26 protein-coding genes and 1 riboswitch are annotated in these 24,547 nt (G+C 39.7%); of the genes, 6 read left to right on the top strand and 20 right to left on the bottom strand.

Annotation, left to right across the window (positions count from 1 at the left end; genetic code table 11):
* Positions 1 to 20: 20 nt before the first annotated feature.
* The 7 genes from MTR82_RS04080 to MTR82_RS04050 all read right to left on the bottom strand — a co-directional run bounded on the left by MTR82_RS04080 (position 21) and on the right by MTR82_RS04050 (position 10,009).
* A complete protein-coding gene (locus tag MTR82_RS04080; protein ID WP_246807877.1) occupies positions 21 to 269 on the bottom strand; it encodes a DUF3006 domain-containing protein in 249 nt (82 codons plus the stop codon).
* Complete coding sequence (locus MTR82_RS04075; RefSeq protein WP_246807876.1) at positions 256 to 1,986, bottom strand: S-layer homology domain-containing protein; 1,731 nt, start codon at positions 1,984 to 1,986, stop codon at positions 256 to 258. Before MTR82_RS04075 ends, MTR82_RS04080 begins: the two co-directional genes overlap by 14 nt.
* Before the next feature lie 581 nt (positions 1,987 to 2,567).
* Positions 2,568 to 3,470 (bottom strand): PD-(D/E)XK motif protein, encoded by a 903-nt coding sequence (locus MTR82_RS04070; RefSeq protein WP_246807875.1) that lies wholly within the window; start codon positions 3,468 to 3,470, stop codon positions 2,568 to 2,570.
* Positions 3,471 to 3,500: 30 nt separating this feature from the next.
* Complete coding sequence (locus MTR82_RS04065; RefSeq protein WP_246807874.1) at positions 3,501 to 4,178, bottom strand: DUF6339 family protein; 678 nt, start codon at positions 4,176 to 4,178, stop codon at positions 3,501 to 3,503.
* Positions 4,178 to 5,122: a hypothetical protein gene (locus tag MTR82_RS04060; protein ID WP_246807873.1), complete on the bottom strand. Its 945-nt coding sequence runs from the start codon at positions 5,120 to 5,122 to the stop codon at positions 4,178 to 4,180. Before MTR82_RS04060 ends, MTR82_RS04065 begins: the two co-directional genes overlap by 1 nt.
* On the bottom strand, positions 5,115 to 7,124 hold the full coding sequence (locus MTR82_RS04055) for a hypothetical protein (RefSeq protein ID WP_246807871.1): 2,010 nt from the start codon (positions 7,122 to 7,124) through the stop codon (positions 5,115 to 5,117). Before MTR82_RS04055 ends, MTR82_RS04060 begins: the two co-directional genes overlap by 8 nt.
* Positions 7,124 to 10,009, bottom strand: a complete 2,886-nt coding sequence (locus MTR82_RS04050) for a Z1 domain-containing protein (RefSeq protein WP_246807869.1) — start codon at positions 10,007 to 10,009, stop codon at positions 7,124 to 7,126. The genes MTR82_RS04055 and MTR82_RS04050 overlap by 1 nt, the downstream gene beginning before the upstream one ends.
* A gap of 143 nt (positions 10,010 to 10,152) precedes the next feature.
* Between MTR82_RS04050 and MTR82_RS04045 the strand changes: the two genes are divergently transcribed.
* Positions 10,153 to 11,061, top strand: coding sequence for an HNH endonuclease (locus MTR82_RS04045; protein ID WP_246807868.1), 909 nt, complete (start codon positions 10,153 to 10,155; stop codon positions 11,059 to 11,061).
* 193 nt (positions 11,062 to 11,254) lie between these two features.
* Here the strand turns inward: MTR82_RS04045 and MTR82_RS04040 are convergent, their stop codons facing one another.
* On the bottom strand, positions 11,255 to 12,928 hold the full coding sequence (locus MTR82_RS04040) for a DNA cytosine methyltransferase (protein ID WP_246807866.1): 1,674 nt from the start codon (positions 12,926 to 12,928) through the stop codon (positions 11,255 to 11,257).
* Positions 12,929 to 13,176: 248 nt separating this feature from the next.
* Between MTR82_RS04040 and MTR82_RS04035 the strand changes: the two genes are divergently transcribed.
* Together MTR82_RS04035 and MTR82_RS04030 are read left to right on the top strand one after the other, a co-directional pair.
* Positions 13,177 to 13,611, top strand: coding sequence for a very short patch repair endonuclease (locus MTR82_RS04035; protein WP_246807864.1), 435 nt, complete (start codon positions 13,177 to 13,179; stop codon positions 13,609 to 13,611).
* A gap of 150 nt (positions 13,612 to 13,761) precedes the next feature.
* The gene (locus MTR82_RS04030; protein WP_246807863.1) at positions 13,762 to 14,193 is read left to right on the top strand and encodes a hypothetical protein; all 432 of its coding nucleotides are present in this window, start codon (positions 13,762 to 13,764) and stop codon (positions 14,191 to 14,193) included.
* Between the two features lie 61 nt (positions 14,194 to 14,254).
* Here the strand turns inward: MTR82_RS04030 and MTR82_RS04025 are convergent, their stop codons facing one another.
* Positions 14,255 to 14,815: an HU family DNA-binding protein gene (locus MTR82_RS04025; protein ID WP_246807861.1), complete on the bottom strand. Its 561-nt coding sequence runs from the start codon at positions 14,813 to 14,815 to the stop codon at positions 14,255 to 14,257.
* A gap of 147 nt (positions 14,816 to 14,962) precedes the next feature.
* Between MTR82_RS04025 and MTR82_RS04020 the strand changes: the two genes are divergently transcribed.
* Positions 14,963 to 15,322, top strand: a complete 360-nt coding sequence (locus tag MTR82_RS04020) for a hypothetical protein (RefSeq protein WP_246807860.1) — start codon at positions 14,963 to 14,965, stop codon at positions 15,320 to 15,322.
* A gap of 44 nt (positions 15,323 to 15,366) precedes the next feature.
* On the opposite strand, the gene MTR82_RS04015 is transcribed toward MTR82_RS04020, so the two are convergent.
* The 3 genes from MTR82_RS04015 to MTR82_RS04005 all read right to left on the bottom strand — a co-directional run bounded on the left by MTR82_RS04015 (position 15,367) and on the right by MTR82_RS04005 (position 17,080).
* Positions 15,367 to 16,053, bottom strand: a complete 687-nt coding sequence (locus tag MTR82_RS04015) for a FusB/FusC family EF-G-binding protein (protein WP_246807859.1) — start codon at positions 16,051 to 16,053, stop codon at positions 15,367 to 15,369.
* A 313-nt stretch (positions 16,054 to 16,366) separates the two neighbouring features.
* A complete protein-coding gene (locus MTR82_RS04010; protein WP_235197481.1) occupies positions 16,367 to 16,588 on the bottom strand; it encodes a helix-turn-helix domain-containing protein in 222 nt (73 codons plus the stop codon).
* A 9-nt stretch (positions 16,589 to 16,597) separates the two neighbouring features.
* Positions 16,598 to 17,080 (bottom strand): DUF2975 domain-containing protein, encoded by a 483-nt coding sequence (locus tag MTR82_RS04005; protein ID WP_246807858.1) that lies wholly within the window; start codon positions 17,078 to 17,080, stop codon positions 16,598 to 16,600.
* Positions 17,081 to 17,285: 205 nt separating this feature from the next.
* Here MTR82_RS04005 and MTR82_RS04000 point away from each other — a divergent pair, with 205 nt between their 5' ends.
* A complete protein-coding gene (locus MTR82_RS04000; protein WP_246807857.1) occupies positions 17,286 to 17,732 on the top strand; it encodes a hypothetical protein in 447 nt (148 codons plus the stop codon).
* A gap of 66 nt (positions 17,733 to 17,798) precedes the next feature.
* Here MTR82_RS04000 and MTR82_RS03995 read toward each other — a convergent pair whose 3' ends face one another.
* From MTR82_RS03995 to MTR82_RS03960, 8 genes are all read right to left on the bottom strand, one after another.
* On the bottom strand, positions 17,799 to 18,032 hold the full coding sequence (locus MTR82_RS03995; protein WP_246807856.1) for a hypothetical protein: 234 nt from the start codon (positions 18,030 to 18,032) through the stop codon (positions 17,799 to 17,801).
* A gap of 59 nt (positions 18,033 to 18,091) precedes the next feature.
* A complete protein-coding gene (locus MTR82_RS03990) occupies positions 18,092 to 18,436 on the bottom strand; it encodes a hypothetical protein (RefSeq protein ID WP_246807855.1) in 345 nt (114 codons plus the stop codon).
* Between the two features lie 135 nt (positions 18,437 to 18,571).
* Positions 18,572 to 19,318: a cyclase family protein gene (locus MTR82_RS03985; RefSeq protein WP_246807854.1), complete on the bottom strand. Its 747-nt coding sequence runs from the start codon at positions 19,316 to 19,318 to the stop codon at positions 18,572 to 18,574.
* A 95-nt stretch (positions 19,319 to 19,413) separates the two neighbouring features.
* Positions 19,414 to 19,515: riboswitch (SAM riboswitch) on the bottom strand.
* Positions 19,516 to 19,586: 71 nt separating this feature from the next.
* On the bottom strand, positions 19,587 to 20,795 hold the full coding sequence (locus MTR82_RS03980) for an ABC transporter permease (RefSeq protein ID WP_246807853.1): 1,209 nt from the start codon (positions 20,793 to 20,795) through the stop codon (positions 19,587 to 19,589).
* On the bottom strand, positions 20,788 to 21,720 hold the full coding sequence (locus MTR82_RS03975; RefSeq protein ID WP_246807852.1) for an ABC transporter ATP-binding protein: 933 nt from the start codon (positions 21,718 to 21,720) through the stop codon (positions 20,788 to 20,790). The genes MTR82_RS03980 and MTR82_RS03975 overlap by 8 nt, the downstream gene beginning before the upstream one ends.
* A gap of 22 nt (positions 21,721 to 21,742) precedes the next feature.
* Positions 21,743 to 22,588, bottom strand: a complete 846-nt coding sequence (locus MTR82_RS03970) for an ATP-binding cassette domain-containing protein (protein ID WP_246807851.1) — start codon at positions 22,586 to 22,588, stop codon at positions 21,743 to 21,745.
* A gap of 3 nt (positions 22,589 to 22,591) precedes the next feature.
* Positions 22,592 to 22,981 carry a GntR family transcriptional regulator gene (locus tag MTR82_RS03965; RefSeq protein WP_246807843.1) on the bottom strand — a complete coding sequence of 130 codons (390 nt, stop codon included), beginning with the start codon at positions 22,979 to 22,981 and terminating at the stop codon, positions 22,592 to 22,594.
* Between the two features lie 15 nt (positions 22,982 to 22,996).
* Positions 22,997 to 23,719: a hypothetical protein gene (locus MTR82_RS03960; protein WP_246807841.1), complete on the bottom strand. Its 723-nt coding sequence runs from the start codon at positions 23,717 to 23,719 to the stop codon at positions 22,997 to 22,999.
* A gap of 203 nt (positions 23,720 to 23,922) precedes the next feature.
* On the opposite strand from MTR82_RS03960, the gene MTR82_RS03955 reads away from it, so the two are divergent.
* Positions 23,923 to 24,534: a TetR/AcrR family transcriptional regulator gene (locus MTR82_RS03955; RefSeq protein WP_246807840.1), complete on the top strand. Its 612-nt coding sequence runs from the start codon at positions 23,923 to 23,925 to the stop codon at positions 24,532 to 24,534.
* Positions 24,535 to 24,547 lie beyond the last annotated feature (13 nt).

Raw genomic sequence — 24,547 nt, 5'->3', positions numbered from 1 at the left:
ATCTCTAGAATAGCTTTTAATCATTTACGTTTTAACTTTTCAATTAAATTTTCTACTTCTAATTTTCGCCGTTCTGTTTCTAATTTCAACACCGAAGCTTTCTTGAAAGAGCCATCTGAGTTCCATTGAACATCAATGATGTCTCCTTCATTTGCATAGTTTTCTACTTTTGAACGCTCAATTAATTTTTGCTGTGTTTCATCTTCCTTTGAAAGAAGAACTGCAAAATCTCCATCAAAACGGTCTATAGTATACCTATTTGACTTCATGTATAAGTGCTCCTTTAGAATCGTATAGTTTAGCAGCATCGCCACTGTTTAACCATATATTAGCTGTAGTCCATTTAAGTGTATTACTGCCGCTAATAGCATTAGGGCCACTTGTAACTTTTACTAACGCCCCTGCTTTTAAAGTGAATTTAGGGAAAATAAAAGTCTGGTTACCTTGAACAGAAACCAACTTCCATCCTTCCATCGCAATATCTTTTTTTCCCATATTTTTAATAGTGACTATTTCCGCTTTTAAATCTTTACTAATAATATCTAAGTCACCTGTAGTCCCTGTAACCGGCGGCTTTGGAGTTGGAGATGGAGTTGGTTTAGTTGGCGCAGGAGTTGAATTTACAATCCAAGGCTTAGCACTAACGCTATGTGAGTTTCCATCTGTTGTCACCGTTATATCCCCTGAGACAGCAGTTGAATAAATCTTCGATTTAATATTATTTAATCTTGTTACTACTTCATCATGGGGGTGACCATAAGAATTATCTTTCCCATAGGAAAGAACAGTACCTGCTGGTCGAACCGCATTTATAAAGTTTGCCGATGAACTTGTATTAGATCCATGATGACCAGCCTTAAGGTACGTAGATTTTACGTCAAATTTCGACATTATGGCATTCTCGATCGCTGTGTCAGCATCTCCTGTAAGAAGGAAACTAATTTTACCGTATTTGGCTTTCAAAACTATAGAAGCATCGTTATTGTCACTCGCTTTAGAATCTACATTCAATACTTGAATATCCATTACACTATCAAAGTTAACTTTTTTACCGTTTGTTGGAACCTCAAATGGGATATTTTTAGAATCGATTAATTTAAGCATCTCTAGATAAGTATCGGTAGTATGAGTTTTCCCAGAATCTACGAACTTAGCTACAGGAAAATTATTTAAAACATTTATTAATCCGCCTATATGATCAGCATCTGGATGGGTTGCCACCACAATATCAAGTTTTGTGACTCCTTTAGCTTTTAAGAAAGAGACGACCTTATCTCCCTGCGCCTTAGTTCCTCCATCTATCAACATATTCTTCCCATTACCAGATTGAATAAGAATAGAATCGCCTTGTCCAACATTAATAAAATGAACTTTAGCAGCCTTGTTACCTGTCTCTTTCATTACCATAGCACGAGCTAAAAATGCAGAAAGTTGACCTTTCGTAACTACATCATATGGCTTGTAAGTTCCGTCAAGATTACCAACTGTTATATTCGCATGTACTATACGTTTAATATATGAATAGGAAGCCATAGAAGGGCTTATATCTTTAAAAGTCTTGGACGACTCCGTACTAAGTTTGAAAGCACGGGCTAAAAAAATCGCCATTTGACCACGATCTACAACTGCTTTTGGTTTGTATGACCCGTCTGGATAACCTGATATAACGCCTGCTTTAACGGCAGAATTAATATATCCTGACCAGGGTGAAGAAGATGGTACATCCTTAAATGGTGTATTAGTTTGCTTGCCGTTAAGTCCAAGAGCTTTAGAGATCATTACTGCAGCTTCTTCACGAGTAATTTGTTTATTCACTCCATAAGAAGAATTTGATCCTACTACTCCTTTTTCCAATAAGTAAGTAATATCATCAAAAAATCGGTGAGACGTCGGTACGTCTTTGTAAGTGGCTGCATCTGCCTGACTAGTAAATATTAAGCCAGTAAAACAGATGCCTATTAAAAGCATTAATAATATTTTTTTCATATTTTCCTCCTTATTTTGCGTGTAATATTTTCATCATAAATGCAAAAATTAAAGATATCAACAAAATCTCCCATAGAAATGAGATAATCAGGAAATATATTAATAATTTTATTATTTTTAAAGAAGAAAGGATCAAAAAAAATGAATCTAAATAAAGAAATCGTCGAGAACCATAACGTCCTTGTAACTCTATTGAGCCCGTACCATTCCAATCTAGCAATCTTAATTACTGGTGAAGATTATTTTCAGAAATCTACTAAAACAATTATTCGAGTCTATTTAATCACTGAAATTAGAGACGAATGGAGTATACAAACTGAACTCGAGTCTTTCGCCTTTTCAAATTACAATAGTGCTAATAAATTTATTAATGACCTTCCTGGCATGTCGGCAATAGATTTATTAATTTTAATGAACGGGGAATATAAGAAAAAGAGTGAACTTCATTGAGTCTTAACTTGTACACAAAAAAGAGCCAACTACGATATGGCTCTTTTTTGTGTATAGACATGGATTATTAGTTTACTATTCTTACATTTTTATAGTCATTTAGTTTAGAGTTTAAATTGTTTATCATCTGACTAAATACCTTCAATATTGATTTTTTCTCCACTAAGTCCTTCTAGCTCTAACTTATAAGTAAGCCCTGTGATATGCTTCGGCAATTTTTCATCTTTAAAACTTTCAGGCAATATTTTAGGGAAATCTTCATCTATCGTATATTTTTTTGCATCAAGTAAGGCGTATGACTTTTTCCGAATTTCGCTTCCAACAGGGTAATTTAATTTTTGAAGGGCATTCTCAATTATTGATTCTTCTACTCCTTCATTTATCAATAACTCAGCCATTGATTGAATCGAAATCCCATTGATAGAAGGCTCAAAACGGAAAAATAATAAATAATCTGCTTTAAGTTGATATTGGCTGTTTACAGTAATTTGTGAACCATATCTTGCAACAGTAGATTTTATTTCATAATTACTATCCTCACAATTAAAATCAACTGACCCTCCAAAAGGACCCACCCAGGAAACTTCTTTTTTATATTTTAATAAATAATAGTAACTTACCATTTCTGCTAACACACTATATGCTGCTTTTTCTATATTAGCGTTGCCCATTAATTCTTTCATTGCGTGCCACCAATATATAGGATCTCGCTGAATTTCTTCATAAATTTCTGCATCTAGCACCTGTTCTAAGAATGCAGCACATATATATACAAACTCACTGCTTAAATTCGAATTATTAGATACCAGGAGCAACAAGTTATATTCTTCTCCATTAATTAAATATTCCTTTGTATAATAAAAAATACTAGCGAACTGTTCATTTAAATTTATATCTTTAGGAATATCGATAGCTACTCCCTGCATTCCATCAATTTTAACTATCCAATAATATTCTTCTTTTAAAGTAATTAACCGTTTAGACGAAGTTCTAATGTATGCGAAACCGTTCTTTATGTTTTGTACTGTATCCATATGATCTACTCTTTCCTAGAAATGGCTTAGTTAATTTAAAAAGTAGCTATATAAATCTTCAACATATCTTTCAATCCCGCCTTCCACTAGATTAGGTTCAGTCATATTTAATCTGGCAGTATTTAATTTAGAGATACGACGAAATAGTTGGGGGATTGAGGAATCATTGTATATTTTATATTGACGCATTATTTCACGGGCTAGGTCTACTCGATATCCGCCGCTTCCTGAACGGTCGACCAATTGCATAATTACATCAGCTGAATTTTCTTTTAGTACATCAAAAGTTTCTTCCGCTGCACCTTGCCAAGATAAATGAATATACCACCATATAGTTTTTAACCATATACGACGTGGATCTTTATAAAAACGCTGATCCTTTAAACCGTGTCGGTCATACACTAAGTCTGGAAATATCTCTAATGACAAATAACGCCAAACCTCATCTTGTGCTGCTAAACGTTCCGTAAAGGCATATTTTTCTTTTAAGACACAATATAAATTTAAACCCATGTGAAGATCAAATGAGTACGAGTTAATTTTTTGAGAGTTATCTATAAAAAAGTTATTCTTTTCTTTCATTATTACTTCACGTAATAACTTAAAAAAAGGCTTTATATTAGATGGAGCGGAACCCTCAGGTTCCGCTTCAATTTGCTGATACTTTACCTTAGCTTGAGCCTTTGTATAAATTAAATTTTCCCACATTATAATTCACCCGACTTCAATCGACTTTCTAAATCCTTACGTAACGAGACCGCTAATCTTTCGGGAGCATCAAAATCCCAATTAAAAGTAGTTAAAAAATAGTGCATAACTTCCCCAATAGAGCCTTCTTCACAGTTTTTCCCTTCTTTTATATCTTGCCAATCTGTAGTTTCAATTAAGTTCTGAAGTATGATTTGTAAAGCACCAGACAAAAATTCTACATAGAGAGATTGATCAAATTTAGTCTTAGGCGTTTTAATTGCCGAAAAAGCTACGTGAGCTTTGTTTAGATAAATTGCAATATATTCTTTATCAAATGGTTCAATCAATGGCTCCGAGTAATTAAAATCAACATACCATAAGGGTGCTTCTGGCTCATCTACAATTACAATTGGGAACGTAGATCCTGCTCCATCCAAAATTACATTCCATTCCACTAACTCTCCTAAAATAATTCCAGTATATCCTGCTTGCCCTCTTACACTATTTCTGCTCGCCTTTTTCAAATAGAGTATAAGTGATATATAGACTTCTCCAAAAAGTTTGTCCTTAGGGAAATAATGGTCAACAGGTATAACAACATTATTAGGTGTTGTGCTTGTAATAGCAGCCAGTGGAATCACCCCACGTTGAGATGACTGTTTAGACATCCACTCGAATGCAAAGCCTAATTCTGCGTCCATTGCAACTAACTGTGTAGGTCCAAACAGACTAGACGGATTGCCCAAAATAATGTTTCCCGATATTCCTAAACCTTTCTCAGCGTAATCCCAACTGTCATCTTCGTTTTTAAGCAATATTTTAAATTCATGATCCACAATTTGATCCAAAATATACTTAGAACCATCTACCTCTTTATAAAAAAAATCAAAGTTTAAATTAACATTTAACAATTCTTCCATGGCCTCATCAAAAAATTTATTCATACTAATTCTGTTAGCCATTACTTCCACTTCCTTCTGGCCTCATTAGTATTTCTAATTGTATATGTGGATCTGAACATTCTATTACAACACTACCCAGACATTCGACTGAAAGCTGTTTTTTTTCAATGTGTATTGCGTATAATACTTTACTCGCACTTTTCTTTGCAGTTGATCTTCCAAATGAACCAATCGTTTCTGGAAAAGCAATTCTTGTTATACGTGCTGGAAAAGGTGTGCCAATACTATCTACTTGCTCCCACTCAAGAGCTGAAATTTTTCCGCTCTCCGAAGCTACAAAAATTTCAATTGTAAAAGCAGTGACTTTTTTCTCTAATTTCATTTTAAAATGAACTTCTATAGCTCCGTTACTTAAATAATTTTGAGACAAAACTTTAAATTTATTATCATTGCTACCTTGTAATTTTTCCACAGAGGGTCTAGTGCCAGCTTGATTCCGACTAGAGGCACGACGCCCGAAACCAGTTGGCGGCAATAACATTTTCCCTACATTACGTGCTAAAGCATTCATGACTTGTTTGTCTTTTACTTCTTCTTTGATTTCAAATGATAATTTTATTTTACGCCGAACTTGATTTCGAATCTTTTCAACAATATCTACTGGTTTATTATTTAAAATAATATCAGACCAGGATGTATGATCAGCCATCTCACTTTTTCTTAAGTATCCTTCTAAATCTATTACATTCCCATCGGGGTGCAATAACTTAGTTTCAGAGTTGGGAACAAAAATTGCTATTAAATACTCATGTTCACTAGTAGGACTAATACCTTTACTCCACTCACCTTCTAATTCATAACTTACTATCATTCCTGGTTTTCTTACATAAGCTATTAGCGGTGCATTTCCTTCTACAGCTGTATTTTTTTCATTTACTAAGGCAAATGGCGTTGGCCCATTTATTGGTGCAAGCATATCTAATTCTTTCCGCGAAAACTTTTTAAAAGCAACTCTACCTGCATTGTTAACTTTAGTATGTTCAAAGTAATTTCTAATTTGAATATCACTCACAAAATATCTGTCTGATTGGCTTCCATAAACTGCAGCATTGTACATCAATTGGAATTCCAAAAAAACTGCAAGAAATTCTTCTTTTTCTAATCTTTTACCATTCACATGTCCATCTAAATATTTCCCATATTTATATTTTTTGTTGCCAAGGCGTGGCGAATACCACCTTTGCATAGCAATTCGAATATACTCTGTAACATCGTTTTCCCAAGGCTTATTTTCACTTTCATTAGTTTCGTGTTTAATAAGCAATTTTTGTTCATCGATGAATGGAATAATAATTTTAGTTCCAACACTTTCCTCAGTGAAAGGTTTCATCTCTAAAGTTTCTAATATTTCATGGATTTTCTCGTCATCAGTAATTGGCACAGTCCCTTTGCTGTTCTGAGAAATCCGCTCGCCCCACCAAGCTATCCCACTCAAAAATTTATTCGAAGTCTTAGGAATAATTGATTCAGCTAATTTTTCATTTTCGACTAAAGTGACTGCCAGACGTTGTTCAAAATCACCAGATTCATTTAAAATACGGGAATAATATACTACCATTCCGATTCCTACTCTAAAATAAACTGTTTTGCCTAATCCCCAAGATCCACCAGCTCCTTGCATTTCTTGAGCCATACTAATGCCATAGATCAATTTAAAGATATTACTGTTTGGATAATGGTCGAAATCTAAAGAACCTGTTAAACCACTTGTATGCGTATCTTCAATATAAATAGCTTTTTGTGGCGAAGATCCAAATCTCTTATTAATTTGGTCCGTTACTCCTTCTAGATAGCTTGAAAATCCTTCAACATTTATATCTTTGATGCCAATATCGACAAAAACAGAGTCATGTTCTTTAACTGTAATTCCAGCATCTAAACTATTTTGAACTGCTTCACGAACCAGCAAGTCTAATATTGGCAGATCATTATTTTGTATGAGATTCAGTAAAGAACTACCCGATTGAGACATCTTTCCGAATTCTGCAATTTCAATTTGCATTATTCTTCTCCCTCTTCCATTTCAGGCTCCCCTATTGGATTTTCAATTCGAATTGATAACTTAGTTCCCAAGTTTTTACCAGAACGATAACCTGGCACAAATAGGCTAACTCCAATTAAGTCTTCTGATGCTTTCAAATCATAACGTTTGTCTGCTTCTTTTGTATTTGCTTTCTGTTTTGTTTCATCAAATTTAGACTCTCTATCGATCCGATATAATAGCAGTTGTGGTGTCGAACCAATGCCTGCAGCTTTGCGCATTTCGTTAATAATGCTTTTTTTCGGTTGCTTTTGATCAATCTCTTCTAATTGACTTTCAATTTTGCTTCTCACTTCTTTCCCAGCTTTTGTAGGCTTGAATTCATCATCAATTCCTTCATACATTTCTTTTGTCATATCAGCATATAAATCTGACGGGGTTCTTAAAACCCCAATATTTATCTTCTCTCCCGATTCTGACCCACGTCGACTACGGGTTACTAGACCTACACTGTGTCCTGCTACGTTCCACTGCTTGTCACTTTCACTATCAATTACACCACTACTTGATAAAACAACATTCCAGTTTGTAAAACCCGCTTCTTTTTCTTTCTTTTCATACCATTCAAGGAAAGTAGATAGATTTGAGAATTCGCTTTGTTCACTAAACTTAAACTTCTCAAAGAAATTTTCTTTGATTTTTTTAAAATCTACATTTTCCCAATAGAGTCCACGTTTATTTCTTGTTTCTTGTGGTTCATCCAAGTTATTCAAAAAGTTTTCCGTCACTTCGATATTTTTTCTTTGAATTATTTCGTTATCATCGAATACTACAGTTTGATTAGAGGTACCTGAAAAATCCAAGTCTATTTCTTCAGCATTTTGCATCCGATTTTTAGCGGTAATACGCACCCAAGTCAGCTTAGGAGAATTTTTAATTTTTGGACCGTATTCATTTGCATCCATACCTTCTAAAATAAACGTTTCAATATCTTCACGCATTTCTTCTTCAAGAGTAGCAAGAAATCTAAATTTAGCTGCCGTATCATCTGTTAACCAAATGCGTGGCAACATTTCATAACCTTTACGGTAGCCAAAGAACCGTCCCATTTGAAGTAACGAGTCTGCTTGAGAAGTAGTACGTAGAAAATAAGTGCTTACTAATCCTTCTATTGTTAATCCCCTGGATAGTGTACTGCCTCCAATTACAATAAATGCAGGCGCCGGTGCTGGGTAATTCGGCAGTTCTGGATCTGGATAAGCTAAACGTACATGCTCTAAATCATCTGTTATTTTGTTATTAGAGCAATTATCAATACATAAATGCAATCCATCATGATAATCCAGTCTCTTTGTCTCTTCTAAGACATTAATGTGAGAAGGACTTTTACGTATTAAACGCTTTAACTCCTCTTCAATTTTCTCAAATACTGGGTAGTCTTTTACTTCTTCTTTATTTGGATAAATCTCAAACTCCATTTCAAAATCTTCTTTTGTGAACTTCATTTTTTCTTTTTCGTATAGACTACGACAAGCCTCAATAATCTCCATTTTCGATGTATTTTTAAAATAAGCATCTATCAATTCAGCAAATACTCTATGGTGGACTTGCTTTTGACTTGTATGAATCAACATACTAATTGGCTTTTTATATTTCCGATATCGCATAATTGAAGTCGATATTAAGAACCAATGTAGAGCATCTTTAAATGATTCAGGCATTTGAAACGCTTGTCCATTATGAATGTCTTTGACTAGATCATAATTTTTCATGTCTATTTCACGTACTATAGGTAAACCACGATAATATTCATCATTTTCTAATCCAAAAATTTCTTTAGCGCCAAAGTATTCTTTTGCCGGATTTAAAACCGCTACAAAATCTTTTGGATATAGCGATTCTTCTGTAGCTTCATTTAAAAAATTTGCATAAGGCGTTGCCGTATAACTAACGTAGTTCATACTTAGTGGAGTCGCACCGTCAGTTGCTTGTATATTCACAAGATCAACAATCGCCTTATTCAAGGCTGTTCGCTCTGCCAAAGAATTATTTACATCATTTGTATTTATTCCACCTTGATCTGATTCATCGTCGATGACTAAAATTCTCATTTGCGATAGTTTCTTACCATCTTCTTTTAACCAATGGATTAAATCATTTAAACGTGTTTTATTTTTCAAACATACATTTAGATAACGTTCTCGAGACATTTTATTTAAAACAAGATTTTTTACTTTGTGTGAAGAACCAGCTTTTAGGGAAAGCTGACTTAATCGTTCCCAAGAAAGATTTCCAGATGTTTTTAGATCATTTATAAGCCGATCTTCTGTTTGCTTTCTAAGATTTTCAATTGTACCAGACAAGACTATAAATAAATTGAATTTCCAGTCTGCAGCCATCGCCATTAACGCAGCCATACTTGCGGTTTTTCCGGACTGCACGTGTCCAATTGTCAAACCTTTTATAGGATCTTCTGTTTCTACTCTTAATTTTCTTAAAATACTGATTGTAGTATTTTCAATATCTTTAATTGATTCATCAGTCCATCCCTGTTGGATCAATTTATTTACGTATAATTGCCAACTACTTACCGCACTATCAGGAATTGTTAAATCATTGTCTTGTCGTCTGCTTAAAATTCTATTATTAGCTATCTTTTCTTCAATTGTCTGCTCTCGTTCAGCTGCTTCTCTTAAAAACTCTACAATACTTAACCAAAGAGAAACATCCAAATTTTCTGGAATCATATCGTCTTCTTTTAGTTGCTCTAATTTATTTTTTAATCCTTCGGCATCATGCTTTCCATAATATTTTATATAATCCCATTCCCGTCCTTTATTCCGTAGTTTTTCTACTACATTTCTATGTTCATCAAATTCTGGAGAAGAAAAGTCAGTTAGTAACATATTCTAGTCATCCTTTCTTAAACAAAATAAAGTTAATTGGTTATATTTTAACATTTTTTTGAAGTTTAAAGAGGAAAAAATTGTGTATTCTATTAATTTTGGTATATTTAGTTTTATATTCACGTTGAAAGGCGGGATAATTATTGGAAGATTTGCATTTAGGATTATTAAAAAAATTTCAATACTTTAAAGGTACATTAATTGTTGGGAAGATCGGTATAAAAGGGGTAAACAATGTTGAAAAGTTACCAGCAGATGAGTTTGTTGATTCCCCTCATATACTCCACGACTTAATTAGAGGATTTTACAAACCTGCTTTAAAACCTTATCTTTTGTCTTATCAAGCTACCGAGTCGGATAATAATTATGGAAAACAAATAATATGGGATGATGATGGAGAAAGTTTTTTAAAAATTAATATGCACCCTCCCAGAGGTGAAAGGGATAATAGAAAGATAAGCGATGTAGCAGCAGCTAGATATAATCTAAAAAACGATATACCTTTTGGTATATTACATAAAATAGCTAAAGGACAGAATATGATATTAGGTTTAGGTAAGATTGTTGAAGAAAGAGAAGATGGAGTATTTGTTGTGGAACCTTTCGAATACCAAGTAGATTTTTCAGTTGTAACAAAACAAATTGAAAAAAGAATAGAAGAAAATTTTAATACAGATTTATTAAAAGAAGTAGTTTTAAGAAGAGGACAAAGAATGTTTAAAAATAAATTATTACAACAATCACAAAAATGCGCGATGTGTAATATGAAAGATACTAGATTTTTAATAGCCAGTCATATAAAGCCTTGGAGATTATGTTCTAATAAAGAAAGAATGGATACTAATAATGGTTTTCTATTATGTCCTAACCATGATAAAGTATTTGACAATGGTTATATTAGTTTCACTTCAGAAGGAAAAATATTAATATCTTCTAAAATTTCAAAGGAGACTCAAAAGTTATTGAGTATTGATAAGAATATCAATATTGCTGTGGCTCCTGCTGTAGAAAAGTATTTGAAATGGCACAGAGAATATTATTTTAATGCTTAACTTTAGCTTAGCGTAAACTCAATATTTAAGATGACTAGATTTATAAGTAAAAATGTAAAATTAAAATAAGGCATAACCAAATCGAAATCTCGAATTGGTTATGCCTTATTTTTCATTTATAGACAAAGCTAAAATCATCTTCTAATTCTAAAAATAAAAAGCAATCTACAGTACTTATAAAACTAATATTAGACTATATCAAGTAACTTAACATTTTATCTGCTACGGCTTTTGCCATTATAGGTGGTACTGCATTTCCAATTTGTTGGTATCGTTCGTCTTTTCTTCCCTCAAACGCAAACTTATCTTGAAAAGATTGCAGTCTAGCTGCTTCTCTAATGCTAAGAGCACGAGCTTTTGAAGGATGTTGCCACATTGATTTGCGCACATTTATTACAGTGGGAGAAGGTTCCTCATAATTCAATCGAAGATAAACTGTGTTTTGTGTCCTAGAAGCGTCAGTATATGTTTTTTTCATACTGTCCGGCAAACTGTGGAAGTTTTTCCCTTTAGAATTAAGAATATGTTCATAACGCTCTTGAATAAGAGGAGAGCTTTTTGTATTTATGTGATCATATAATAGGTTGCACTTCATCCCCTCTCTATAATAATTAAGTAACTCAGAAGAAATGTCCGGTGTCGTATATATATTCGCATTATAATTTTCCATTTCATGTTGCGGTAAAATGCTTTCCAAATCTTTGATTGCATCCTTTACAGTAAATAAACGCCCATTATTTGTGGTAGGAAGCTCTACCTTGTGTATTGTTTTTCTTATTCCCATCATCATAAAACGATGACGGCGTTGAGGAACTCCGAATTGAGAGGCATCTAATACCTTGCTGTCCAAAGAATACCCATATGAAACAAATAAACGCTTAAGATACTGAACTACATTATAAGAGAAGACAGAAACTCGCATTGTAAAATCTGAACCCTCAACTAATTCAATGCTGCCGCAAAAAATATTTTCATCTTTAAGTTCCTGGCAACGGGTCAAAAAACGGTTCAAATCAATAAAATTTTGGATTTTTTCTTTTAACAAATGTGAAGAGACCGGCTCTTCTAGCAATAGTTGAAGTCCTTCTACAGTATTTATGATTATCGAATCAAAATTTCTATAGGCGCTATAATTACTTAAAAGTAATAGAATTTTTTTTACTTCCATCTTTTCCTTGGCATTTTTAAGTTGGACGCTAGTGAGATTTTTCATTCTTTGTTCTATAGTCCTTAATCTCGTAATTAATAAGGCATCTGTAATTAGAGGAGCAGGAACATTAGAAATCTCATTAAATTCACGAAGAATCTCTTTTAACTGAGCACTATTGGATAGCACCAGTTCTATATCATCTTCTTCATATAATTGAACTTCGCCCGTCTTCGAAATTTCATCTAAATGTTTTTGTGAACTAAAATCATTCAGATTATCTTCCACGTAATTTGTGACAAAAAATTTATGTACAGAGGAATTCATTGATTTAACATTTTCCATTAAAAAAGCTACTGGCTTAATGTCGCGAATCGCTCTAGCATACTCTTTTACAAGTTGGTTGTTGCCAGAGATCAAGTAATTTTTTTGCCGATTGGCGTTCGAAAATCCTTGGCATGGCGGCCCACCAATTACTACAGTTTCATCTGATTTTAGGTTCAGCGACTTAAAGTCAATCTTTGTGATATCACTCTTATTTGTTTCAGGGGATTTTAAAACAAGTTCATTGTTATTGCCATGATTTCTTATAAAAGTCTTTTGAGCTGCTTCGTTTATTTCAACTGCACCTACTACTGAAAATCGTCCAGTCTGTTCAAAACCACTGCTTAAACCGCCTGCTCCAGAAAATAAATCGAGTATTTTATATTGTTTAGTCATTTTAGAAGCAGTTCCTTTCTTTACCTTGTGCTAAGAACATATATTCTTATTGGCTTTATTAGCAGCATACCTTATTAAAAAGAATTTATCAAGTTTCCTAAAGCGGATTTTTACTATAAACATCCTTAATCACTGATTTTTTATTTTTTTAACTTTTAATATTTCTTTCTTTATTTTTTACAGTAGTTGGAATCTTCAAGTTTAAGCTATTTAAAGTTAAGGAAAGAAACAAGAAGGGGTGAATTCTTATGCCTGATAATATGTCGAAAGAAAATCGCCGTAAAACAATGCAAGCCATTCGTTCTCAATCGAAATTAGAAAATATTTTTACTAAGAGTCTTTGGAATAAAGGAATTCGCTTTAGAAAAAATGTAAAAAAGTTAAAAGGAAAGCCAGATATTGCAATTCAAAAATACAAGATAGTGATCTTTATAGATTCTTGCTTCTGGCATGCTTGTCCAATTCATTTTATCCGCCCAAAGAGCAACTTGGAGTACTGGGATAAAAAAATACACCGCAATCAAGAAAGAGATAAAGAAATAAATCAATTTTATATTGAAAAAGGCTGGCATATAAAAAGAATTTGGGAACATGAAATTAAAAAAAATTTAGATGAAACTGTAGAAGAAGTTGTTACTTTTATAAACCAAGTTAAAAACGATAATACTTCTTCTCCATTATAATTTGTAGTAGTTTCTTTACTATTTCAAGTATATAATTACATTTTTTTAGAAGTTACATTTATAATGAGAATGCACTTAACATCTTTGTTTAGCTCCAATCTACGCTTTTTATGTTGAGATATCCACTCTATTTTAGAAGGAGTACCAAACATGACCGATAAACAAAGTTCGATGAATGTGAACAAGCATGTATTGACGCAAGATCTTCGCTTAAGGCAAGTCTCAAATACGGCTGTCTTTTTAAGAGAAGGGCTTTTTGTTCTTTCGCCCTCTGCTCAAAATCAGCATAATTGGTTTGACTTGAGCAGATCATCCGTGGATCGCTACCAAGAAAGAACATACAAAGGATTTCTTGTTCTACGCTTTTTCGACAAATTGCTCGTTGCCGATCTTGACCGCTTTATCCGTGAAATGATGCCTGCCGATCAATACGTGATCAACAGCTCCGGCCGGCCGCATTGGAAATTCCGCGTCAAAGTATCCGGCGGCACTCACTATATCTTCAATCACCAGAACAGCAGCAAAGCTTATCCCGTTCGAGAGTTCTCAGTGAAACAGCTGCAAGATTTAATGAATAAATAATCTAATTGCAAGAAAAAGCGCTTCAGCTATATAAACTGAAGCGCTTTGAATTTTTTAGTTCTTATAAGTACTTCCGGTAATTCCCTCTCAAAAACACTTCTTCAATCTGGCTCGTGAACACTTTCGTATTCAGGATTTTCTTTCCGATCAACCGGCTCGCAATCATTTCCGCTTCCGGGTAGTCCATGCCGAGCTCCTCTGCGATTGCTTTTACTTCTACGAGCTTGCCTTCTTTTGCATCTTCGCCTGCTTCTTTCGCTTTCCGGCTTTCTTCGAAAACACACGTGAGGACGTTTGCCTCTTCCTCGTTGAGTTTGCCGGTTGAGACGAATTTCTCGATAAAGCTTTTTTCATTGAGGATGTCTTTCAGCACTTTGGCTGCTTTGAATTGCGGTGCTTTTGATGCGGCAATGGTGATTTCTTCGCCGGTCTGCGGATTGCGGCCTTTCCGCTCTTTTTTCTCCGTCAGCTGGAACGTGCCAAAGTCATTGATCTTCACTTCATCGCTTTTTGCTAATGCTTCAGTGATGCGGGAAGTGATTTCGTTAAGAACTTTCGCTGCCTGGTCTTTTGAGATTTTACTCCTATGTGAAATGGCTTGAACGAGTTCTTTTTTATTCATCCGATTTCCTCCTATATGAGAAGGCGCATCTTGCCTTCGTTTCGATTATCTTCTATTATACATTTTCCTGTCATGTGTTTGGCTGTTTGGATTTCTCCTAGTAGAATAACAGAAAGACCTATTCCGAATGACAGGAGGTTTTACTAGATGGAGTCGACCACCCCGGCCCAACAAACTGAATCAATCCGCTCTTTCGAATCCACCATCCGGAAATGTGAAACAGCTTTGGCGCAGATGACCGAAAAAAGATCCAATACGACCTTGCTCGAAAAGCGGCTAAACGCTTTAAAGATTGGTTTAGCGATTCTTGAAAACGTTTGGCATAAACAGCCTTTCGATTGCAGTCCGCAGGAGATCAGGGAATCCCAAGAAGTTCTGTCCGGCCTCCTTCCTCCCATTGAAAGGTCCTATGCCAAATCGAAAGACGGCAGTCCGCAAAAGACGCTTTTGGAACGGCGGCTGAAATCCATTGAACTGGCGATTCAGGCAATGAATGAATCCACTTAAAAAAAACGGCTCTCCAATCTCCTGGAAAGCCGTTTTTCATTTTTCTATTTCTGAAGGCGCTCGACGAATTCGTGCAGGCGCTCCAATGTATTGATGTTGCTGTTGCAGACCTCGTTGTCTTGGCAGACGTAGTTGCCGCGTTTGACGAAATTGTCCTGGCTGGACCCTTTCGTTTTGGCGGTGAACATGCCGACTTCACTGTGGCGGTTGCAGATCGAGCAGATGCCTTTTTTGGCGCTGCGGGTGAAGCTGCCATGGATCGCCTCGAAGCGGCCGTCTTTTTCAAGTACCATGTACATAAGCGTCGAGCTTTCAATCCAGCTGAGGTACGAGCGTTTCTTGAAATCGATTGTGTCGAGTTTTGGCCCTTTCAGCTTTTTCGCTTTCGGGAACAGTTTCTTCAAGCCTTGGTCGGTCACGTTTTTGAACGGGATGACATAAGGGGATAGTTGTTCCAGGAAAATTTCCGCATCTGCGGTTTCCTTGACCGAAGCGAGCGGATTCAAGACCGCTTTCTGTTCGGCGTCAAGCGACGGAAACAGCTTGAAGACTTTTTCGTGCGCCAGGTGGCGAAGGACATTCAGCACTTCGGCATCGTTGCCGGTCGCCTGTCCGTTCACGAGGATCTTCGTCTGGTCTTTGATGAAATTATATTGGTCGTTCCGGATAAATGCTTCCGGTCCGCTATTCGTGTTTCCTATTTTATCGTTCGTTTCTTTTACATGTATCATTCGAGCCACTCCTTATGGTTTGTTGGATGAATGCTATAAGGAAGCCGTGTATCGGCCATGACACATCTGCAGGCGATTTAAACCGTACTTCTTGCCCCACATAAAGTATCGCCATTCCGCATACCAGGCTTTACGTGAGTTTTTGCTGACGCTGACAATCGATTTATTGCCATCTGATATCACTCCTTTGGAGCAGGTCTCTTCCCTGCTCTTCCATCATACTGCATAATTTCCCGTTTTTCCATTGAGCCAGTTTTCCTAAAAGTAAAACAGGACCTGCCGTTTTTGGCGGGTCCTGTTTCTCAAAAGTTTATTAGCCTTGCAGATTTTCGTCTTCCCGGTACTCAAGCACATCGCCCGGCTGGCAGTCCAGCGCCTTGCAGATGGCGTCGAGTGTCGACAGGCGCACCGCTTTCGCTTTGCCGTTTTTCAGGATCGACAGGTTAGCCATGGTGATGCCCACCCGTTCCGACAGTTCGGTCACACTCATTTTCCGTTTGGCCAGCATTACGTCAATATTGATGATAATCGCCATAGTTGCACCTCACACAGTTAAATCGTTTTCAGATTTGATATCGATGGCATTCTGCAGCAGCTTTTGGAGCACCGCTGCGAAAACCGCAATGACAATTGCTCCGAACGTGATGATCATCCCAAGGCCACCGAGGCCCGGTGCATCATCGACTTCCGCCGTGTACAGGATGATCGGCAAGTTCAGAATGAACAGCACTGTAATGGCCAGCGCACAGTATTTGATGTTCTTCAGCGCCTTTACCGAGCGTTCCGAAAAAGCGATGCCTTTATCAATATACCCGAGAAGCTTCAGTGTTTGGTAGAGCGCTGCAAAATAAGCGATAGCCGATCCGTACAACGTCAGCATGAAAACGTATTTCAAGAATTCCCATTTCGGCAGGATCTCGCCGACAAAACCGGTCATCGGCGGCACCACGAAAATAGAGATAGCCAAAGCCGGCAGTGCCATCAGGACGATGACCAGCTTCAAAAAGATTGTTTCCCGTTTCATCAAAAAACACCTCACTCGTTTGTTATTACATTGAATTTACCATATTATTTATCGTAAATCAATAAATAAATGTTGTTTAGCGAATTTTATTTACCGAAATTTTAGTTTCTCTCTCCATCCCTGACCGCTTGATCCCCGCGAATGGAAACTTTTACGCGAAGGAAGCGGTCTAGATTAGCAAGAAGAACGTGAAGAATCGGGGTGCGAGATGAAACGATTGGCAATTGGCCTGATGCTGCTCATTTGTTTGGCCGGCTGCATCGGAGAGAACTACGATTTTACGCCGCCTGGCATCACCCTTTCCGGGAGCGCTCCTGTCGAATGGGACGAACTTGCAGAAGCGGATGTCGATTGGCTGGGACCGGAAAATAAACGGATTGATACAGAAGTGGAAGACTTTTTGGCGTTTGCGGACGAGCAGCCCGAAATGCGTTTTGTGGCGGGCGAAATGGTTGACCTGCTCTTTGAACACGGAGATTTTGATTTTCAAAGTTTAAGTGTCCGTTTGTGGCATGGCGGCGAAGAAACAGCGGTTGAAGTCGAAGATCTGGCATTTACTTTGCCTGATACAACAGGCGATTACTTGATTGAAGTGAACCTCCTGACTGACCGCGGAAGTGCGCAATATGCCGGGAAACTGTCGGTTTACGACTAACACCAACAAGAAACGCCTGACAGCAATGTGTCAGGCGTTTTCATACAAATTTTATTTTCACTCGAATCACTCTTCCGGGAAATCCAAAATCTTAATCGTCTTGAATCCCAGGATAATTTTAAAGTTAAGGCCCCAGTTGGCGGTGACGATTTCCAGGTCGGCATCTGTGACGGCAAACTGGAGGACGATGTCGTTCTCATAGTCAATGACGACATAGGCATTGGCGTTTGAAAAAATCTTATAGGATTTGTGTGCAATGAATGTCCAGCCGTGCTTTAAGCCGTGGCTCTTGTTTCCCATCCCGTCACCCCTTTTCGTTTGTTATGGAATATGGAAACATTTTTTGTCCAGCTAAAAAATCAAACTGAAATCGCAGCTGTTTTATATGCATCATCAATCAATGCAAAGATATAGGCAGAATTCATGGATTTTGCAGCTACTTCTTTACTGATTCCTTTTGCTCCATTTTTTCGGATTTCATAGTAATCGAAGATCGATTCAAAATCACTGAAAGTAATACGTCTTTCATTTTTCAGGCTTACGCTCGGCGAATTTGTTTTAGCATTAGCAACCACAATATATTCATCATTTCTTGATACAGAAAACCATTTAGGTATTCGTTTATTTTGCGGCGTTGTAGGGATTTCAAATGACCTGCTGTTTGCCTTCGTTAAAATGTACTGCCAAGTCTCACTCGGATTCATCTATGAAACCCCTCCTATATTTCAGAATAATCTTATTATAATTGAAAACATTAGAAGATGTAAGAGCGCTTTCATTTGTCCGGATTCAAAAACAGACAGCATGGATACACTGTCTGTTGTCAAAGATTCTATTTCTTACGGCAAGATTGCAAACGAACGCACCGGGAAGCCGGAAGCTTTGTCCGCTTTCGGGACGATGTTGAAAATCACGGCCCCTTTTGCCGGAAGCTGATCGAGATTCGCAAGCAGCTCGACTTGATACGTGTCTTGGTCGAGTACATAATACTCGCCGAGAAGCGCTCCGTTTCTGCGGTAGTCGATGGCGGAGTCGGTGTCGAACGTTTCATGGCCGACTGCCCGTACGCCCCGTTTTTCAAAAAGGAATTTCAATGCTTCAACGGACCAGCCGGGTGCATGGCTATTGCCTTCTTCGTCTTTATTGTCGAAGGCTTCCTTGTCCGGCCAGCGTTTGCTCCAATCCGTGCGCAGCGCGACGAACGTGTCGGCTTCGATTTTGCCGTGTACGGCTTCGAACGCTTCAATGCCGTCAATCCCTAACGTAAAGTCAGGGTCTGCTTCCGCTTCTTTTGACTTGTCGATGACAACGAGCGGAAGAACGAGTTCCTTCAACCCCAGTTCGTGAAGATAGCGGGCATCGCGGACAAAATGGATCGGTGCGTCGAGATGGGTTCCGTATTGCCCGGGAAATGTAAAGCGCTGGGCGAAGAATCCATCATCGTGACTGAACAAGGTATCGAATTTCGCATCTTCAAACGCCGAGAAATGCGGCGAGTCGGGACCGAATGTATGAGTCAAGTCGACCCACGTCTTCTGTTTTAGTAAGTTGATGGCTTCGATCGTTTCGAGTGTTTTGATGGACATGGTAAATTCCTCCTTGGGGTTTGTGGATAGAGGGCAACTAAAAACCCTCTTCCTGGATTAAGAAGAGGGTTTGGCAGATGAAGGTCAAAGTTCTCTTCTTATCTTCAAGCTTGAACGCTTTTGGAATTAGCACAGTACTTTGCAGTCTGTTGCTGAGGCTTCAAAGGGCCAAATCCCTCCACCTCTCTTGATAAGAAAGTTATATTCAATTAGTTATCCATAATCCTACAATCGGCCAAGTGAAAAGTCAATCTATTTTGAATTCTTTTTAAGCGCGAATCCATTTCCAGATTTCGCCCGGTGTTGCGTTCTTGCCGTACATGAGAATTCCGGTCTTGAAGACTTTTCCGGCAAGCTTCATGAAGACCCAGACGCTGATGGCGAGAATGGCGACAGCGATGCCGATTTCCACCCATGGCCATTCTTCAAGGAGTGATAGGCGCAAGATCAAGACTCCCGGTGATGTGAACGGGATGTAGCTTCCGAGCTGTGCCCAGAATCCGCTCGGGTCGCTGAATACAGGACCGATGAACAGGAACGGACTGAACGGCAGCATCATGACAAGTCCCTGGAAGTTTCCGGCGGTCGAGATGTCGGCCATTGTGGCGCCGATGCCGACGAACAGTGCCGCATACAAGAGATAGCCGAGTACCGCAATCAGCAGCAAGACGGCCAGTTCCGGCACGAGCAAGTATTCCATAATCGGCATATCAATTTTCCACAGCAACACCGGCAGGATGATCGCAACATAGACAATCAGCTGGATGATGCCGAGGACGAAATAGCCGATAATCTTGCCTTGCATCAAATCAGCCGGAGTCAAAGACGACAGGATGATTTCGGCGATTTTGTCTTTCTTCTCCTGCGACGCGCTTTGGAAGATCGCCATTCCCGTGAAGACGATCGATAGCATGACGACAGCGGCGAAAGCGCCAGGAATGATTCGTTCGAGCATCCCTTCGCTGAACAGTCCGCCATCTTCCGCTTCAACGGAAGCGTCTTCAAAGACGATGCCCTGCGCGACCATTCCCGCTTCTTCCGGCGTCAATCCAAGCTGTTCGATCTGCATCATCTGCAGCGGACCGCTCAGCACTTGAACTTCCTCCATGAAACCCGAATCGGTATCCTCGTTTGTATAGACCGTGACTTTGCCGTTTTCAACCGACTGTTCGTTGATAAAGACGTATGCGGCATCTTCTTCTACTTCAAGCGCCGCTTCCGCTTCCGATTCGGCGATTTGCGTTTCTTCCAGCTGCCATTCGGTTGAAGCTGCAGCGGCTTCCAATTGTTCGTAGACTCCAAGCTCGTCGTTGACGTAGACTTTCGTTGCAGCCGGTTCTTCGTCTGAACGGAACAAGTCCGGCAGCAGGAAGAAGGCCAGGAAAATGATTGGTGTCAGAAACAAGCCGATGATGAACGATTTGCTTTTCATATTGCGTTTGATTTCCCATTTGGCGACTTTCATCGTGTTACGCATGTGCTTCACCCGCTTCCTTCAAAAGATTCTTGTCAGTGGCAATGTCGATGAAGATTTCGTGCAGCGAGATGCGGTCGATCGACAGTTCCTGGATGTCCAGTTCCGCCGGCAGATTCTTCAGCCAGACGGCCGGCTGTACATTCCGTGACAGATACAGCACCGCGATTTCCCCGTTCTGTTCGACCCGCTCCACTTCCGGCAGCCCTTCCAGCAGGCTTCGGCTGTTCACACCGTTGATCGTGCATTTGAAGTTGGCGTATTCCCTTTTCACTTCGCTGAGCGTTCCGTAGATCACTTTCGTTCCGCGATGGATTAAAAACAGACGGTCAGCCATTTCTTCGACCAGGTTCATCTGGTGCGAAGACAAGAGAATCGCTGTGCCTTTTTCAGCGAGCGAGCGAATCTCTTCCTTGAACAGCTCCTGGCTGACCGGGTCAAGCCCTGAAAACGGCTCATCGAGGATCAGGAGCTCCGGTTCATGGAGAATCGATGCGATAAACTGCACTTTCTGGCCCATCCCTTTTGACAGTTCTTCCACGGCGACTTTGTCTTTTCCTTCAAGCCCGAACTTTTTTAAATACGCAAGTGCGCGTTCTTTTGCGCGGTTTTTCGGATAGTCTTTCAACTCTGCGAGATACAGCAGGATGTCCATAACGTTGACGTTTTTATAAAGGCCGCGCTCTTCCGGCAGGTATCCGATTTTGTTGCGCGGAATTTCTTTGTTTTTGCTATTGTGGAATGTGATTGACCCCGCGTCCGGGTACATGATGCCCATGATGTTGCGGATCGTCGTCGATTTGCCGGCCCCGTTCGGCCCGAGCAGCGCCATGATTTCCCCTTTTTTCACTTCAAATGAGATGTTTCGGATGATCTGTTTGTCTTTGAATGATTTGCCTAAACCTTCTACGGCGAGCATCGTCTCCATGTTCTTCATCCTTTCGGGATTATTATTTCAGCAGCAAGCTGATGATGTCTTCCAATTCTAGTGCTTGGTCATCGAGGACCTGTATGTTTTGCGCCACTATAAACTGTTCTGTTGCGTCAGGGTTTTGGCTGATGAGCTGGCGTCCGTCACGGGAAAGTTCCCCGGGAACGGAATCTGCTGGCATCTCTGTGAGCCAGTAGCGGCGATAGCTCGAGGTCAGCACATCTTTTTCGTACAGGCCGATGCCTTGGCCGTCTTGCATGAGAAACAGGTAATCCGCAAGTTTCCGCAGATCGTCCGGCTGATGGGTCGCGAGTACGACGGCGCGGTCTTCCGGCTCCATCCAGTCGACGAGCAGGTCCATGAACAGCTTTTTCGACGGGATATCGAGCGACGCAGTCGGCTCATCCAGGATCAGGATGTCCGTCTTTCGCGGCAAAGCAAGCGCTAAGCTTAATTTCTGCTGCATGCCGGGCGACAGTTTGCCGAAGCGCTTATTGAGCGGGATATCAAAGAGCCCGGTGATGTGTTCGAAAAGCTTGTCATCCCATTTTACGTACAGCGGCGCAATTAGGTTTTTCAGTTCATTTCCGGTATAGGCATTCCAGCCGATCTGCTTCTGGGGCTGGAACGTGATGTGCCGTTTCCAGCTTTCGTCTCCCCCATCCACCGGTTTGCCGAGAATGCGGATCATTCCTCCGTCCATATTGGCAAGATTCATCATCAGCTTCAGCAGCGTGCTTTTGCCGGAGCCGTTGGTGCCGACAAGTGCGGTGATGGTGCCCGCTTCGATTTCAAGATTTACCGGCCCCAGCTGAAAATCGTCCACATTCTTTCTGGCGTCTTTTATTTCAATCCATGCTGGCATCTGTCATTCCCCTTTCCCGAGTTTTTCCAGAATCTCTTCAAAAACCGCTTTGATTTCAACGGCCGTGTAATCGTAGTCCATGGCATTTTGGATGGCCCGCTCGAATTCCGCCCGGACTGAAGCCGTCATCGTTTCTTCTTTCACGGTTCCTTGGATTTCTTTGACGAACGTCCCTTTGCCGTGGGCTGTTTCGATAAAGCCCTGCGCTTCGAGGTCCTGATAGGCGCGGCGTATCGTGATGACGCTGATTTCCAGGTCTTTCGACAGCGCCCGGATCGACGGAAGCGGCGTTCCGGCAGCGAGATGGCCGCCTGCAATCAAGGCTTTCAGCTGCTTTTCAATTTGATGGTAAATAGGTTCACGAGAATCTTTGGATAAACGTATCGGCAGCAAACTCCAGTCCCCCTCTCACAGGTAATCCGTTTTCTTGATCATTTTCCGCATATCCGCCTGCCAGTATTTCCAGCCGGCGATACTCAAAACAATGGCCACAATCACAGACACCCACGTCCAGTCCGTTGCAAGTGTCATGGTCCAGCGAACAAAGCCGTTGCCCGCGAACCAGTAAATCAGTCCGTAGACAGCTGCGATGCCGGCAATCATGTAAATGAACGACTTTACGATTGCGCGTGTTTTAAAATTACCGCCTGCTTCACTTGCGGCCATGATGAAGCCGACCGCAATCGACAGCGCGAACCAGATCAGCACGAAAGCGATATAAGTGACCGGCGTCATCAGGCTGCGGAAATTCTCCGATACGACCGGCAAACTGATCAGCAGGATCAGCTGAAACGGAAACGAACAAACGGCATGGACGACAAAGCGGCTTTTGACAATGACGCCTTTTGGAATCGGCAGCTGCTGCAGCATGACAATCGACGGCGCTGTCCATAAATCCCCGTCCATTTTCTGCATCTGGAATTCCTTGCTCTTCATCCATGCCGGGAACAGGAAGAAAATCACCAGGAACAGGAGATCAAAAAACCGGAACTCGCCTTCCAGATAAAGGTCAAACGTCATCAAGACGAGCAGGCTCATCGCAATATAGAAAACAAAAATCGTGATTAGGCTTTTCATGGAGGCTTTCAGTTCAAAAGCTGCGAGCCGGGAAGCTTGTTTCCATTCATTCATCTATCAACACTCCTTTTTGACTGTTATACTGTTTATACTCATATACACAGTATCAAATCTTTTTCGGAACTGTCAACCGATTGTATAAAATAGTTTGAAAACTTATCTAAGCTATTTTGTTCACAAAAATGCACAAAGGGAAAAATTGCCCTTTGTGCATTTTTGTGATATAACTTTAACGTAACTTTTAAAGAGGTGACGAAATGGCAGAAAGCAGTTTGCGCGATAAAAAGAAAATAGCAACGCGGAAAGCATTGGCTGAAGCAGCCTTTACCCTCGCAATCGAACGCGGAGTCGATGGTTTTGTAGTAGAAGACATTGTCATGAAGGCCGGCTATTCCCGCCGGACATTCGCCAATTACTTTTCCTGCAAAGAAGAAGCGATTGCGAATTCCTTGAGCCTGGATGATTACTTTCAGCCGGAAGGGCAGTTCGAATTTTCTCCGAAAGACCATACGCCCTTGGGCACCATTGAGATTTTCATCCGGCGCAGTTTCACGATCAACAAACTGAAGCGGTTGAATCAGATGATTTCCCTGTCACAGACCCATCCGGCGCTCCGGCTCTATGTGACAGGCGCATTAAAGGAAATGCAGGACTTTGCCGCCCGCGGCATCAGCGAGGAATACGGCAGCGATTACCCGGAGGAATATTATCCCATCCTGATAGGCGCTGTGTTTGGCGCACTCTTGCCGGTTCTCGATGAGAGATTCGATGTAAATCTGCCGGATGGCGAAGAACAAAGCGAAACCAGCAATGAGTTCAATGACTACATGGATACCGTCTTTACTCATTTGCGAAAAGGATTCAATTGAACCAACCAAACCA

Source organism: Planococcus ruber, assembly GCF_022819085.1.
In the GTDB taxonomy this organism is placed as follows: Bacteria; Bacillota; Bacilli; order Bacillales_A; family Planococcaceae; genus Planococcus; species Planococcus ruber.
Note: the sequence above shows the minus strand (reverse complement) of the source record. Positions and strands in the feature narration are given on the sequence as shown.